Source organism: Pseudomonas sp. MYb2, assembly GCF_002979955.1.
In the GTDB taxonomy this organism is placed as follows: Bacteria; Pseudomonadota; Gammaproteobacteria; order Pseudomonadales; family Pseudomonadaceae; genus Aquipseudomonas.
This window is the reverse complement of record NZ_PCQC01000002.1, coordinates 220,337-234,150: the sequence shown is the minus strand read 5'-3', so window position 1 is coordinate 234,150 and position 13,814 is coordinate 220,337. Positions and strand designations below refer to the sequence as shown.

At 60.1% G+C, this 13,814-nt stretch carries 13 protein-coding genes; 10 read left to right on the top strand and 3 right to left on the bottom strand.

Annotation, left to right across the window (positions count from 1 at the left end; all coding sequences use genetic code 11):
* Window positions 1-175 precede the first annotated feature (175 nt).
* Together moaA and CQ009_RS03925 are read left to right on the top strand one after the other, a co-directional pair.
* Window positions 176-1,174: a GTP 3',8-cyclase MoaA gene (moaA, locus tag CQ009_RS03930; protein ID WP_105704933.1), complete on the top strand. Its 999-nt coding sequence runs from the start codon at window positions 176-178 to the stop codon at window positions 1,172-1,174.
* A 36-nt stretch (window positions 1,175-1,210) separates the two neighbouring features.
* Window positions 1,211-2,107, top strand: a complete 897-nt coding sequence (locus CQ009_RS03925; protein WP_105704932.1) for a bestrophin family protein — start codon at window positions 1,211-1,213, stop codon at window positions 2,105-2,107.
* A 402-nt stretch (window positions 2,108-2,509) separates the two neighbouring features.
* Here CQ009_RS03925 and glp read toward each other — a convergent pair whose 3' ends face one another.
* Together glp and moaB are read right to left on the bottom strand one after the other, a co-directional pair.
* Entirely contained in the window at window positions 2,510-3,715 is a 1,206-nt protein-coding gene (gene glp, locus CQ009_RS03915; protein ID WP_105704931.1) for a gephyrin-like molybdotransferase Glp, read from the bottom strand.
* Window positions 3,712-4,251 carry a molybdenum cofactor biosynthesis protein B gene (gene moaB, locus CQ009_RS03910; RefSeq protein ID WP_105704930.1) on the bottom strand — a complete coding sequence of 180 codons (540 nt, stop codon included), beginning with the start codon at window positions 4,249-4,251 and terminating at the stop codon, window positions 3,712-3,714. The genes glp and moaB overlap by 4 nt, the downstream gene beginning before the upstream one ends.
* Window positions 4,252-4,540: 289 nt before the next feature.
* On the opposite strand from moaB, the gene CQ009_RS03905 reads away from it, so the two are divergent.
* The 8 genes from CQ009_RS03905 to CQ009_RS03870 all read left to right on the top strand — a co-directional run bounded on the left by CQ009_RS03905 (window position 4,541) and on the right by CQ009_RS03870 (window position 12,610).
* Window positions 4,541-5,440, top strand: coding sequence for a LysR family transcriptional regulator (locus CQ009_RS03905; RefSeq protein WP_105704929.1), 900 nt, complete (start codon window positions 4,541-4,543; stop codon window positions 5,438-5,440).
* A 227-nt stretch (window positions 5,441-5,667) separates the two neighbouring features.
* The gene (gene fdhD / locus CQ009_RS03900) at window positions 5,668-6,513 is read left to right on the top strand and encodes a formate dehydrogenase accessory sulfurtransferase FdhD (RefSeq protein ID WP_105704928.1); all 846 of its coding nucleotides are present in this window, start codon (window positions 5,668-5,670) and stop codon (window positions 6,511-6,513) included.
* Window positions 6,510-6,995, top strand: coding sequence for a cyclic pyranopterin monophosphate synthase MoaC (moaC, locus tag CQ009_RS03895; RefSeq protein ID WP_105704927.1), 486 nt, complete (start codon window positions 6,510-6,512; stop codon window positions 6,993-6,995). The genes fdhD and moaC overlap by 4 nt, the downstream gene beginning before the upstream one ends.
* Window positions 6,992-7,243, top strand: a complete 252-nt coding sequence (locus tag CQ009_RS03890; RefSeq protein WP_105704926.1) for a MoaD/ThiS family protein — start codon at window positions 6,992-6,994, stop codon at window positions 7,241-7,243. The genes moaC and CQ009_RS03890 overlap by 4 nt, the downstream gene beginning before the upstream one ends.
* 3 nt (window positions 7,244-7,246) lie before the next feature.
* A complete protein-coding gene (gene moaE / locus CQ009_RS03885) occupies window positions 7,247-7,708 on the top strand; it encodes a molybdopterin synthase catalytic subunit MoaE (RefSeq protein ID WP_105704925.1) in 462 nt (153 codons plus the stop codon).
* Window positions 7,709-8,063: 355 nt separating this feature from the next.
* Window positions 8,064-9,407 carry a chromate efflux transporter gene (gene chrA / locus CQ009_RS03880; RefSeq protein ID WP_105704924.1) on the top strand — a complete coding sequence of 448 codons (1,344 nt, stop codon included), beginning with the start codon at window positions 8,064-8,066 and terminating at the stop codon, window positions 9,405-9,407.
* A 407-nt stretch (window positions 9,408-9,814) separates the two neighbouring features.
* Window positions 9,815-11,179 (top strand): glutamine synthetase family protein, encoded by a 1,365-nt coding sequence (locus CQ009_RS03875; RefSeq protein ID WP_105704923.1) that lies wholly within the window; start codon window positions 9,815-9,817, stop codon window positions 11,177-11,179.
* Window positions 11,180-11,326: 147 nt separating this feature from the next.
* The gene (locus CQ009_RS03870; protein WP_105704922.1) at window positions 11,327-12,610 is read left to right on the top strand and encodes an FAD-binding oxidoreductase; all 1,284 of its coding nucleotides are present in this window, start codon (window positions 11,327-11,329) and stop codon (window positions 12,608-12,610) included.
* A 172-nt stretch (window positions 12,611-12,782) separates the two neighbouring features.
* On the opposite strand, the gene CQ009_RS03860 is transcribed toward CQ009_RS03870, so the two are convergent.
* Window positions 12,783-13,568, bottom strand: coding sequence for a DeoR/GlpR family DNA-binding transcription regulator (locus CQ009_RS03860; protein ID WP_105705066.1), 786 nt, complete (start codon window positions 13,566-13,568; stop codon window positions 12,783-12,785).
* Window positions 13,569-13,814: the final 246 nt, after the last annotated feature.

Here is a 13,814-nt window from a genome sequence, read left to right as displayed (position 1 = left end):
CCCTTTATTTACGGGGCGTTGCGAAACTAACGAAGCAACTTTCGGCGAAAAATAATTCATCATCGACGGCATCAATCAGCTGTTCATTAACAGTGATTGGACGGCAGTGAAAGTTGCCCATAACCTGCGCTGACCAAACTCCTTCAACCGGGGTTTTCATTCCTGCGAGGCTGTCATGTCAGAGCGTGTCTTGATCGATGGTTACAACCGCCGCGTCGACTATCTGCGCATGTCGGTGACCGACCGCTGCGATTTCCGCTGCGTCTATTGCATGGCGGAAGACATGCAGTTTTTGCCACGCCAGCAAGTGCTGACGCTGGAGGAGATCTATCAACTGGCGCAGAGCTTCGTCGCCCTCGGCACGCGCAAGATTCGTCTCACCGGCGGCGAACCGCTGATCCGTCCGGGCGTGGTCAAGTTGTGTGAGCAGATCGCCGCCCTGCCCGGCCTGCGTGAACTGTGCATGACCACCAACGGCTCACAACTGGGCAAACTCGCCGCGCCGCTGTTCGATGCCGGGGTCAAACGCCTGAACATCAGCCTCGACAGCCTCGATCCGCAGCGCTTCAAACAGATGACCCGCACCGGTGATCTGGCGCAGGTGATCAACGGCATCGATGCCGCGCGCAAGGCCGGTTTTACCCGCACTAAACTCAACGTGGTGGTGATGCAGGGTCGCAACGATGAGGAGATCAATGATCTGGTCAGCTTCGCCATTGATCGTCAGCTCGACGTCTCTTTCATCGAAGAGATGCCGCTGGGGATCATCAGCGAACACAGCCGCGCCGAGTCGTTTTTCTCCAGCGCACAGGTGCGGGAGAAGATTGCCGAACGCTATACCCTGATCGACTCGGCGGAGTCGACGCAAGGCCCGTCGCGCTACTGGCGGCTGGCCGAGGCGCCGGAGATTCGTCTGGGCTTTATCTCGCCGCACAGCCACAACTTTTGTGGCACCTGCAACCGCGTGCGGCTCACCGTTGAAGGGCGCCTGCTACTGTGTCTGGGTAACGAGCATTCGGTGGATCTGAAAGCGGTGCTGCGTGCGCATCCGGGACAACCGCAACGGCTGGAGAAGGCCATCGTCGAGGCGATGAAACTCAAGCCGTATCGACATAATTTCGAAGTGAACGACGACGTTCAGGTCGTGCGCTTCATGAACATGACCGGCGGCTGATCCCGCCAGTTTCATCGGTTATCGGAACCGCTCAGCATGATCATCAGACCCAAGGTCAATCAATTCGCCATTCTCTTCACCCTCAAGGGTTCGATCGCCAAGCGCATCGCCATGCGCACGTTGATGGTTACCCTGCTCGCTTCGGCCATTGTGCTGGTGGAAATCCTTCATCCAAGCAACTTCACCAAGGTTAACGCCACGCCGTTTACCTTGCTCGGTTTGTCGCTGTCGATCTTCATGAATTTTCGCAACAACGCTTGCTATGACCGCTGGTATGAAGCGCGTAAAGCCTGGGGCGAAGTGATCGTGCATATTCGTTCGGTGATTCGCGAAACTCATGTGATTCGTGAGTCGGCTGAGCGCAAGCCGTTGCTGCTCAATTTGTGCGGGTTTGCCCATGCGTTGAACGCGCGGTTGCGCAAGGAAAGCGAGGCCGATGCGAGCAGCCAATGGATCATGCCCAAACCTGATCCACAGACGCCGGATTACAGTGGCCGCATTCTGCAAACGGTCGGCCAGCAGTGTTCCGATCTGCATCAGAACGGTCAACTGACTGAATGGCGCTACATGTTGCTGGCCAATCACCTGACCAGCCTGACCCAGGCGCAAGCGGTGTGCGAACGGATCAAAACCACGCCGCTGCCGTTTCCCTACACGCTGTTGTTGCACCGGACGATTTATCTGTTCTGCATCCTGCTGCCGTTCGCCATGGCCGAACCGCTAGGCTGGCTGACACCGCTGTTCACGGCGATTGTCAGCTACACATTTTTTGGCCTGGATGCGATTGCCGATGAGCTGGAAGACCCGTTTGGCCGCGACGAAAACGACCTGCCGACCGATGCGCTGGTGCGCACCATCGAACGTGACATCCTCGCCGAACTTGGCGCAGACGTACCGCCGGCGTTGAAGCCTGTGGACTATGTCCTGAGCTGATCCTTAGCTCTGCAAACTCCTCAAAACCCTGTGGGAGCGAGCTTGCTCGCGAAGGGGCCCTATCAGCCAAAATCAATGTTGACTGACATGCCGCCATCGCTGGCAAGCCAGCTCCCACACGTTCTGTGTACATCCTCAACATCAAGCATCACCACAAATCATTGTGGGAGCTGGCTTGCCAGCGATGAGGCTGTGTCAGCCAACGTCAATGTGACTGACATGCCGCCATCGCTGGCAAGCCAGCTCCCACACGCTCTGTGTACATCCTCAACATCAAGCATCACCACAAATCATTGTGGGAGCTGGCTTGCCAGCGATGAGGCTGTGTCAGCCAACGTCAATGTGACTGACATGCCACCATCGCTGGCAAGCCAGCTCCCACAGTTTTGATTGGTGGTGAGGTCAGAAGAGTTCGTTGAAGGGGATGAAGCGCAGCGGGTCGCCGAGGTTGTGCGTGCTGTTCTCGGGGATTTCCACCAGGCCATCGGCCCAGGTGGCGCCGAGCAGGACGCCGGAGCTTTGATTCGGATAGAGCACCGCACGCCCCGCCTCCAGCCTCACCCGCAGGTATTCACGGCGGCCGCCAGCCTTGTGCCAGTCGAAACCTGCATTGACGGTGAAGCTCAGCGGCATGACGTCATCCACACCTTGAATGCGCAACAGATACGGCCGCGCCAACAAGCCAAACGTCACCAGCGCCGAAGTCGGATTACCCGGCAACCCAATCACCGGCACCGCACCAAAATGCCCGACCGTCAGCGGTTTGCCAGGCTTGATCGCCAGTTTCCACACCAGCGGTTTGCCGTTGTCGCGCAGCACCTGCCCGAGGCAATCGGCATCACCGGCAGACACGCCACCCGTAGTCAGAATCAGATCCGCACTCACCTGCAGTTGCTCAAGCTTGAGCCGCGTCTGCGCCGGGCGATCCGGGAGGATGCCGGCGTCGATCACTTCGCAACCCAGCTCGCGCAACCAGTGGCCGAGCAACACGCGGTTGCTGTTGTAGATACTGCCGGGGCGCAACGGCTGGCCCGGCTCGACCAGTTCATCACCCGTCGACAGCAGCGCCACACGCGGGCGACGCACCACGTGCAGTTGCGCCAGCCCTTGCCCGGCGGCGACCGCCAGTTCGAACGGCCCAAGGCGTTTGCCGGCCCGCAGCAGGATGTCGCCGACGCGATTTTCCTGACCTTGCGCGCGGATGTTCTGCCCCGCCCTCAGCGGCTGCAAGAAGCGCACGCGGCCGTCCTCCAGCACTTCGACGTTCTCCTGCATTTCGACGCAGGTAGCGCCGGGCGGCAGTGGCGCGCCGGTAAAAATCCGTGCGCAGGTGCCGGGCAGCAACGTGTCCGGCGCCAGCCCGGCGTAAACCTTCTGCGAGACCTTCAACGGCTGTCGGTGCAAATCGGCGAGATTGAGCGCGTAACCGTCCATGGCGCTGTTCGGCCACGGCGGCAAGTCGAGTGTCGCCACCAGATCACTGGCCAGCACCCGCCCACGCGCATCGTCGAGCGCCAATAGTTCGCTGTCGGCCAGACGTTGCTCATTGGCCATGCCGAGCAATTGGTCGAGGGCGTCCTCGACCGGCATCAGCGGCGCCTTGCTCATCCGCGTGGCCCGCAGGCTTGCACGGCTTTCAGGTGCGGGACGAAATTGCATGGGCGATGACGATTATCCAGTTGCTCGGCAAGAATGCCTTCCCACGCCGTACGGCAAGCACCGGTTGAGCCCGGCAGGCAGCACACCAGCGTGCCGTTCGACAGCCCGGCCAGCGCACGGCTTTGCACGGTGGACGTGCCAATATCCAGAATCGAAATCGCCCGGAACAGTTCGCCGAAGCCGTCAATCTGCTTATCAAACAAGCAGGCCACCGCTTCCGGCGTGCTGTCGCGACCGGTGAAACCCGTGCCGCCAGTGATCAGCACCACCTGAACGGTTTCGTCGGCAATCCAGTTCGCCACCTGTGCGCGGATCTTGTACAGATCGTCCTTGAGCAGGTTGCGCTCGCTCAGCGTATGACCGGCCTCGAGCAACCGACTGACCAGCAACTGGCCCGACGTATCGCTGGCGTAGTCGCGGGTATCGCTGACCGTCAGCACGGCAATATTCAGGGGGACAAACAGGGCATCGGCTTTGGCGCTCATGGCAGTTCTCCGGCAGCAGTCAATCAACATTGCCGAGCAGCCTAAGTGCCACTTATGAGTACTGTCTAATCACTCTGGCCAACCACATTATCGACCGGCTCTATCGGTGCCTTTCACGTTGTTCAAGGCCAGTAAAACCGGCCCTGATAGAGCTGATCGATAGTGCCTTAAATACTTCCGATTGGACGAACAATCGTTCAGATGAGATCGTCGCACCCTGCGCTTTTCGTGCGCCTCGCGCATCTGCGTCAATACTCAATCAAAAAATCCTCATCGAGCAGGTGCCATCGTGGACATCAAACAACTCAAGTTCCTGATCGCGCTGGACGAAACCCGCCACTTCGGCCAGGCCGCCGCACGCTGCCACATCACCCAACCGACGTTGTCGATGCGCCTGCGCAATCTGGAAGACGAGCTGGATCTGGTGCTGGTCAACCGTGGCCAGCGCTTTGAAGGTTTCACCCAGGCCGGCGAGCGTGTGCTGGCCTGGGCGCGTACCTTGCTCGCAGCGCATGACGGTTTGTTCGCCGAAGCGGCGGCGTGTCGCGGGCAACTGGTGGGTAGTCTGCGTCTGGGTCTGGTGCCGCTGAGCAGCTTCAACCCGGTCAATTACATTCAGGGGTTGTCGGGGACGTATCCGGAGTTGAAGTTCAGCCTGTCGTCGCTAAGTTCTGACGAGATCATCGCCGGGCTGGGCAATAATCAGCTTGATCTCGGCGTGTGCTATCTGGACCACGTCAACCCGAACTATTTCGAGTTTTTCGAGATCGGCGAAACCCGTGTCGGCCTGCTCTACGACAACCGCCACTTCCAGTTCGAAGGCTCGCAGATGAGCTGGGAAGACGCCGCCGAGTTACCGCTGGGGATGATCACCGCCGGCATGCATTACCGTAAATCCATTGATTTGAGCTTTCGCAGCCGTGGGCTGAGTCCGCAGCCGATCATGGAAAGCGACTCGACCTATCAGCTGCTGCAGGCGATTCACCAGGGCTTCTGCTGTGCAATCATGCCGCTGGACAGTGGCCTGGAGGAGCCGATCGAACACCTGTCGTTCATGCAACTGCCGGATGCCAGCGTGCTCGCGCCGTTGGGGCTGGTGATGCGCAAGACCGAGCCGCGTTCGGCGATTGCCGAGAAGTGTTTTGCCGAGGCGCGGAAGTTGTTTGGGGTTGAGGTTTTTGCCGAGTAAATGATGTTGAATGTCAGGCCGCCTTCGCGAGCAGGCTCGCTCCCACAGTTGAAATGCATTCCCCTGTGGGAGCGAGCCTGCTCGCGAAGAGGCCCGACCAGACAGCAAAAATTCTGGATGTGACGGCGTTGATCGACCAAAGCAATCACCACATCGGAACAAGCGATTGGACGCACTTTTAACGCCCCCGTAGCCTGAACACTCTTCAGCGCTTCGGGACTTTCAAGATGCTCTGCCACCTCGAAACCATCACAGAATCCACCAGCGAACCCAACGCCCCCGCCCCGCAACCGGCGCAGGTGGCGTTTCGCGAATACCTGCCCGACGCCGCCATCTCCCACGCCGCGCTGGCCTCCGAAATCGCCCTCGCCATCAGCTACAACGGCCTGAGCCAAGCAGTGATGATGGTCTCGCCCGGCAACCTCGAAGACTTCATCCGTGGCTTCAGCCTGAGCAACGCGATCATTGACAGCGTTGACGAGATCTACGACGTCCGCCTCACGCATTTCGACCAGGCCTGTCAGGCCGATGTGCAGATTTCCAGCCGCGCATTCTGGGCCTTGAAGGATCATCGTCGGCAAATGACCGGCACCAGCGGTTGCGGCATCTGTGGCGTTGAAGCGCTGGAGCAGGCGCTGCCGCATCTGCAGATTCTGCAACCTTCACCGCTGCCGCCAGCCGAGCATTTCGACGGCATCCGCCAACGCATCGAAGCCGCTCAACAACTGGCGCGCAGCAGCGGCGCCCTGCACGCCGCGCTGTACTTCGACGCTGAAGGTGAAGCCTTGCTGTGCCGCGAAGATATCGGCCGCCACAACGCCCTCGACAAGCTGATCGGCGCGATGCAGATCGACGCCATCAATGCTGCTGAAGGCTTCGTCGTGGTCACCAGCCGTTGCAGCCTCGAACTGATCCACAAAGCCGTGCGCGCGCGCATCGGCACCCTCGTCAGTCTTTCGGCACCTACCGCGTTGACCGTGCGTTGGGCGCTCAAGCATCGACTCAATCTGATCCATGTGCCGCACCGCAACGCCCCGCGAATTTACAGCCCGCTCCAGGAGTTTGCCGCATGAGCCACACCCTCACCCACCTCGACGATCAGGGCCGTGCCAACATGGTCGACGTCAGCGACAAAGCCGCGACCCGGCGCGAAGCCACGGCGCAAGCCTGGGTGCAGATGCGCCCGCAAACCCTGCAGATGATTCAGGCCAACGGGCACCCGAAAGGCGATGTCTTCGCGGTGGCGCGGATCGCCGGGATTCAGGCAGCCAAACGCACACATGAACTGATCCCGCTGTGCCATGCGCTGTTGCTCAGTTCGATTCACGTCGAACTCAAGGCCTGCGAACCGGATCGTGTGCAGATCACCAGCACCTGCCGCCTCACCGGCCAGACCGGCGTCGAACTCGAAGCGTTGACCGCCGCCAGCGTTGCCGCGCTGACCATCTACGACATGTGCAAAGCGGTGGACCGGGCGATGGTCATCGGCGATATCCGCCTGCTCAGCAAACAGGGCGGGCGCTCCGGTCACTTTCAATCGGAGGACGCGCAATGATTCTGATCAATTACTTCGCCAGCTACCGTGACCGGCTCAATCTGGGTGGTGAAAAAATTCCGCTGACTGCTGCATTGGCCAGCGTTGAAGATGTGCGGCAAATGCTTATGCAGCGCGGTGATCTGTGGCGTGAAGTGCTCGGCGCCGGCAACCTGATGTGCGCGGTGAATCAAGAGTTGTGTCAGCCCGGTCAGGCGATTGAGGATTTCGATGAAATCGCGTTTTTTCCGCCTGTGACCGGGGGTTGATCAATGGCTATTCGAGTCCAGCACAAAAGTTTCGATGTCGGCCAGTTGACTGCCGACCTGCACGCGCGCAATCCACGGGTGGGCGCGGTGGTGAATTTCATTGGTTATGTGCGTGATCTGAATATTGGCCAGAGCGTGAATGAGCTGTTTCTGGAACACTATCCGGGCATGACCGAGAAGGCCCTCGAACAGATCGCCAAAGAAGCCCGCGAGCGCTGGCCGCTGTTGGGGGTGGAGATTGTGCATCGGGTCGGTGCGTTGTCGGTGAGTGAGCCAATCGTGTTTGTCGGGGTCAGCAGCAAGCATCGGCATATGGCGTTCGAAGCCTGCGCATTCATCATGGACGTGCTCAAGACCCGCGCGCCGTTCTGGAAGCGTGAGACTACGGCGCAGGGTGCGCATTGGGTCGAGGGCCGTGAAAGCGATCGGGATGCGGCGTTGCGTTGGAGTCTGGCGCATGCCTGAAAAGCAAAAGCCCCTCACCCTAGCCCTCTCCCCGAGGGAGAGGGGACTGATTGGGGGATATTGCAGAAGTACGCCGACGTGAAGGAGTTGTGGTGAATCCATAATTGATCAAACCCCTTCAGCTCGATGTGAAACGCACATAACCCCGGTCCGCTATCTCTCCCTGCGTAGCTGGCCGGCCCCTCTTCCTCGAGCATTTGGCTGATGACCAATCCATAATCGACTCGGTCTTTCAGGTCGATGGATAACGCCAGACACCTCGGTCAGCCCCCTCTCCCTCTGGGAGAGGGCTGGGGTGAGGGTTGAAAGTCTGATTAGATAGCCGCTCCGCCAGGACCCAACTCCGGAGTCTCGCTTGAGCACAGCGCCGAACCACCTGCCCCGCCCCGATCCCGTGACCCTGCGCCAGGCCTGGCGTTTCTGGCTGAAACTCGGCTGCATCGGTTTCGGCGGGCCGGCCGGGCAGATCGCGATCATGCATCAGGAGCTGGTCGAGCGTCGGCGCTGGATCTCCGAAAAACGTTTCCTGCACGCACTCAACTACTGCATGTTGCTGCCCGGCCCCGAGGCTCAGCAATTGGCAACGTATATCGGCTGGCTGCTGCATCGCACATGGGGTGGCGTGATAGCCGGTGCGCTGTTTGTGCTGCCATCGTTGTTCATTCTGATCGCCTTGTCCTGGCTGTACATTGCCTTCGGTGACGTGCCGGCAGTGGCCGGGGTGTTTTACGGGATCAAGCCGGCGATCACCGCGATTGTCCTGCACGCCGCGCATCGCATCGGCTCGCGTGCGTTGAAAAACGCGTGGCTGTGGGCGATTGCCGGAGCCTCGTTCGTGGCGATTTTCGCCTTCAATCTGCCCTTCCCCTTGATCGTCCTCGGGGCTGCGTTGATCGGCTATCTGGGCGGACGATTCGCGCCGCAGCGGTTCAGCAACGCGGGTGCGCGCAACAGCGAGAAATCCTTCGGCCCGGCGTTGATCGACGACGATACGCCGGCCCCCGAACATGCCCGTTTCAGCCCGCCGAAGCTGCTGCGTCTGGCGTTGATCGGCGCAGTGCTCTGGTGTTTGCCCATGGCGTTGTTGACGGCGTTATTCGGCTGGGATGGCACGTTCACACAAATGGCCTGGTTCTTCACCAAAGCTGCGCTGCTTACCTTTGGTGGCGCCTACGCGGTACTGCCTTACGTCTATCAGGGCGCCGTCGGACATTACGGCTGGTTGACGCCGACACAGATGATCGACGGCCTCGCGCTGGGCGAAACCACGCCGGGCCCGCTGATCATGGTGGTGGCGTTTGTCGGTTTCGTCGGTGCCTACGTGCAACCGACGTTCGGCGCCGAACATGCGTTTGCCGCCGGCGCACTGGCCGCAACGCTGGTGACCTGGTTCACCTTCCTGCCCTCGTTTCTGTTCATTTTGGCCGGCGGGCCGTTGGTGGAATCGACCCACAACGAACTGAAGTTCACCGCACCGCTGACGGCGATCACCGCTGCCGTGGTCGGGGTGATTGTGAATCTGGCGTGTTTCTTCGCCTATCACGTGTTGTGGCCAAACGGTTTTGCCGGGGCGCTTGATGTGTTTTCGCTGATGCTGGCGGTTGCAGCAGCATTGGCCTTGTTCGTTTTCAAACGCGGCGTGATCAGTGTGTTGATCGTTTGCGCCCTCGCCGGGCTGGGCTTTCACCTGATGCGCTGAACCCTGGCCTGCGAATCTCCCGTTTACACGCCCGGGAATTCCCCCTTACTATCCGGGCACACCGGTCGGCGGGTCAGCCCGCCACCGACGTTTTCCGCCAACGGAAACACGCGTTATGAGTACGTCACTACAACAAGCAGAATCGTTGAACGTCTCTACCCTGCGCGCCCTCTCTCACAGGGGCGGCGTATGAATCGTATCGTCAATCTCCCCATGGCCCTGCGCCGTTCCAAGCTGCGTCACTCCGCACGCCCGCCGGATATCGCCCGGTCTGTCTGATCGCGTCCGTTAAAGAACCGCGACAGCCTTCTATTCCTTGATATCCCTGCCAGGACAGCCACGCCTATTGCTGCGTCGTGTCCGGCCCGAATCTGCGCGCCTGTGCGGCGCCATCGTGAGTGATCGTTATGAAATTCGCAGCCCTTGAAGACGCCCGCCTGTTCCTTGAACAGAACCCCGATATCGACATGATCGAGTTGTTCATCCTCGACGCCAACGGCGTGCCACGCGGCAAGCTGTTGCACCGTGAGGAACTGCTCGCCGTGTACCAAAGCGGTCGGCCGCTACCAAGCACTATTCTCGGTCTGACCGTGCAGGGTGAAGACGTCGAAAACTCCGGTCTAGTCTGGGACGTCGGCGATATCGACTGCCGCGCCTATCCGCTTGAGGGCAGTCTGGTGCGCCTGCCGTGGCGGCAGATTCCGACCGCCGCCGTGCAGGTCAGCATGCACCCGACCGAGGGTATGCCGGCGAGCATCGCCGACCCTCGCCATTTGCTGGTCAAGGTCATCGACGGTCTCAAGGCTGAGGGTTATTACCCGGTGATGGCCTGCGAACTGGAGTTTTACCTGCTCGACGCCAAACGCGATCACAACGGTCGCCCGCAACCGGCACTGGACGCGGACGGCGGTCGACCGCGACATACTCAGGTTTACGGCTTGCGTGAGCTGGAACAGATCGAACCGTTCCTCGCCGACCTCTATAGCGCCTGCAAATTGCACGGCATTCCGGCGCGCACGGCGATCTCCGAATACGCGCCGGGTCAGGTGGAAATTACCCTTGAACATGGCGACGCACTAGAGGCGATGGATCAGGCCGTGCGCTACAAACGTCTGGTCAAAGCCATCGCCCACAAGCACGGCATGCAGGCGACGTTCATGGCCAAGCCGTTCGATGATCTGGCTGGCACCGGCATGCACATGCACGTGAGTCTGGCCGATGGCGCGGGGCACAATCTGTTCGCCTCGGAAGACCCGGCCGGCACTCCGCTGCTGCGCACAGCGATTGGCGGCATGCTCGCGTCCTTGCTCGATTCGCTGCTGCTGTTCTGCCCGAACGCCAACTCGTACCGGCGCTTTCAGGCCAACAGCTATGCACCGTTGGCGCCGACCTGGGGTGTCGACAACCGTACCGTGAGCCTGCGCGTTCCGGGCGGCCCGGCCAACACTCGGCACATCGAACACCGCATCTGCGGCGCCGACGCCAACCCGTATCTGGCAGCGGCAGCGATCCTTGCCGGGATTCATCGTGGCATTCGTGAAGACCTCGATCCGGGTGCGCCGGTCGAGGGCAATGGTTATGCGCAGGCGAAGGAATTGTTGCCGACCGATTGGCTGACGTCGCTGCAGGCGCTGGAGAATTCGGTGTGGGCGCGGGATGCCTTGGGGCAGGAATTTCTCGGGGTGTATCTGGCGGTGAAACGTGCCGAGTATCGGCAGTTCATGGCCGAGGTGGGTGAGCAGGATTGGCGCTGGTATCTCACCGAGGCCTGAAGACTCACCCCTACCCCCTGTAGGAGTGAGCCTGCTCGCGATAGCGGAGTGTCATTCAGCAATAATGTGTCTGACATGGCCTCATCGCGAGCAGGCTCACTCCTACAGGGGACCGCGTACAACCTAAGAATTCGTGTGGACACTGACATGACCGAACGCTGCAATTCCTACTACACCGCCACCCTCAACCAGGACACCGACTACCCGACCGTGCAAGGTCGGCACACCGTCGACGTGGTGATCATCGGCGGCGGCTTCACTGGCGTCGCCACCGCTGTCGAACTCGCGGAAAAAGGCCTGAAAGTCGCCATCGTCGAAAGCCACAAGATCGGCTGGGGCGCCACCGGGCGCAATGGCGGCCAAGTCACCGGCAGCCTTTCCGGCGACGGCGCGATGCGCAAACAGATGCGCGCGAAACTCGGCGACGAGGTCGATGACTTCATCTGGCACCTGCGCTGGCGCGGACACGAAATCATCCAGCAACGCGTCGACAAATACGGCATTCAATGCGACCTGAAACACGGCCATTTGCACGCGGCGTACAAGCCCAGCCACATGACCGACTTGCGCAAGGATTATGAAGAAGCCGTGCGGCGCGGATTGGGCGATGAGGTCAGCCTGCTCGACCGCAGCCAGGTACGCGACCTGCTGCAAAGCGACCTGTACCACGGCGCGATCAAGAACACCCGCAACATGCATCTGCACCCGCTTAACCTGTGCATCGGTGAAGCGCGGGCGGCGGAAAGTCTCGGTGCGCTGATCTACGAAAACAGCGAAGTGCTGGAGATTATTCATGGCGCTACACCCGGTGTGCGCACGGCTCACGGGCAGATCGACGCTAATCAAGTGATGCTCGCTGGCGACGTCTATCACAAGCTCGAACCGGGACAGCTCAAGGGCAAGATTTTTCCGGCCATGGGCGGCATCGTCACCACCGCGCCGCTCGGTGATCTGGCCAAGCAGATCAACCCGGAAGATCTGGCGGTGTACGACTGCCGCTTCGTCCTCGACTACTACCGCCTCACCGCCGATGGCCGCTTGCTGTTCGGCGGCGGCGCCAACTACAGCGGCAAGGATTCACGTGACATCGCCGCCGAACTGCGCCCGTGCATCGAACAAACCTTTCCGGCGCTCAAAGGCGTGCAGATCGATTATCAGTGGAGCTGCGCGATGGGCATCGTCATCAACCGCATTCCGCAACTGGGCAAGCTCTCGGACAACGTCTGGTATTGCCAGGGCTACTCGGGGCACGGCATCGCGACGACGCACATCATGGGCGAAATCATGAGCCGGGCGATCACCGGGCAGATGGAGCAGTTCGATACGTTTGCCCAGTGCCAGCACATACGCGTGCCGATGGGGGATTTGCTCGGCAATCCGTTACTGGCTGCCGGGATGTGGTACTACCAGATGCTTGAGCGCTTTCGCTGACACACCCTCCACTTGTAGGAGCTGCCGAAGGCTGCGATCTTTTGATCTTGTCTTTAAAAATCAAAATCAAAAGATCGCAGCCTTCGGCAGCTCCTACAGGGTCATCGATTCACTGAAGATCCATTGTGGGAGCGAGCCTGCTCGCGAAGAGGCCCTCAAATCCAGCAAAAATTCAATCCGCCAACTGCTCCACCACAATCCCCAACCGCCGATAATCCTCGACACTCCCCGACGCCACATGCCGCTCGGTAATCAGCGTATGCAGGCGCGTACACGGCGCCACCACAAACGGCTCCACCGCCCCGAGCTTGTCCGCCGTGGTCACCGCAATCACCCGCGCTGCGCCATCGAGCATCGCCTGCTTCACCGGCACTTCATCAAAATGCAGCGAAGTAATCCCCACCTCCGGATGAATCGCACACACCCCGGTAATCGCCAGATCCGCCTTGATCCCCGCGAGCAAACGCAGCGCCTCATGCCCACCCGCCGCCATCGTCCGTGGATTCAGCTGGCCGCCAGCGAGAATCACTTTCACTGCCTTGAATTCGGACAAGGCAATCGCCGTCATCGGTGACGCGGTCACCGCCGTGATGCTGATATCGGCACGCAACGAGCGCGCCACCTGCAACGTGGTGGAGCCGGAGTCGAACAGCACAATCTGCCCGTCTTCAATCTGCTGCGCCGCCCGTTGCGCCAGGTGAATTTTCACCTCATCCGTCTCGTCCAGCCGCGTGAAGTAATCCTTGCCGGAGTCTTTCGGACGCGGCAGCGCCCCGCCGTGCACGCGTTGCACCAGCCCGGCGCTGTCCAGTTCGGCGAGGTCGCGGCGGATGGTGTCCTCGGACACCGCAAAGTGCTGGCTCAACTCGGACGCCATGACTTTGCCGTCGCGTTCGAGGAGCAAAAGAATTTTCTGTCGACGCAGGGACGGCAGTTCAGCCGCAGAATGATCGTGCATGGTCATGCCTGTTTATGCTTGTAATTGCAGGTTTGCGAGAGTAGCGAAAGCCTTCAACAAACACAAACAGGCGGGGTATCAATTGTTTCGATCATTGGAATCAACAAGGCGAATTTTTTCTTTGCTTTCAGCCTGTTCACAATGGCACCACTTCTAAAAGGCTCAGGATGAACACCTCATGAATCTCAATTTTGCGTTTGCGTGCATGATCGTTGTGTCGTTTGCGGTGGCACTGGGTCACGCCTG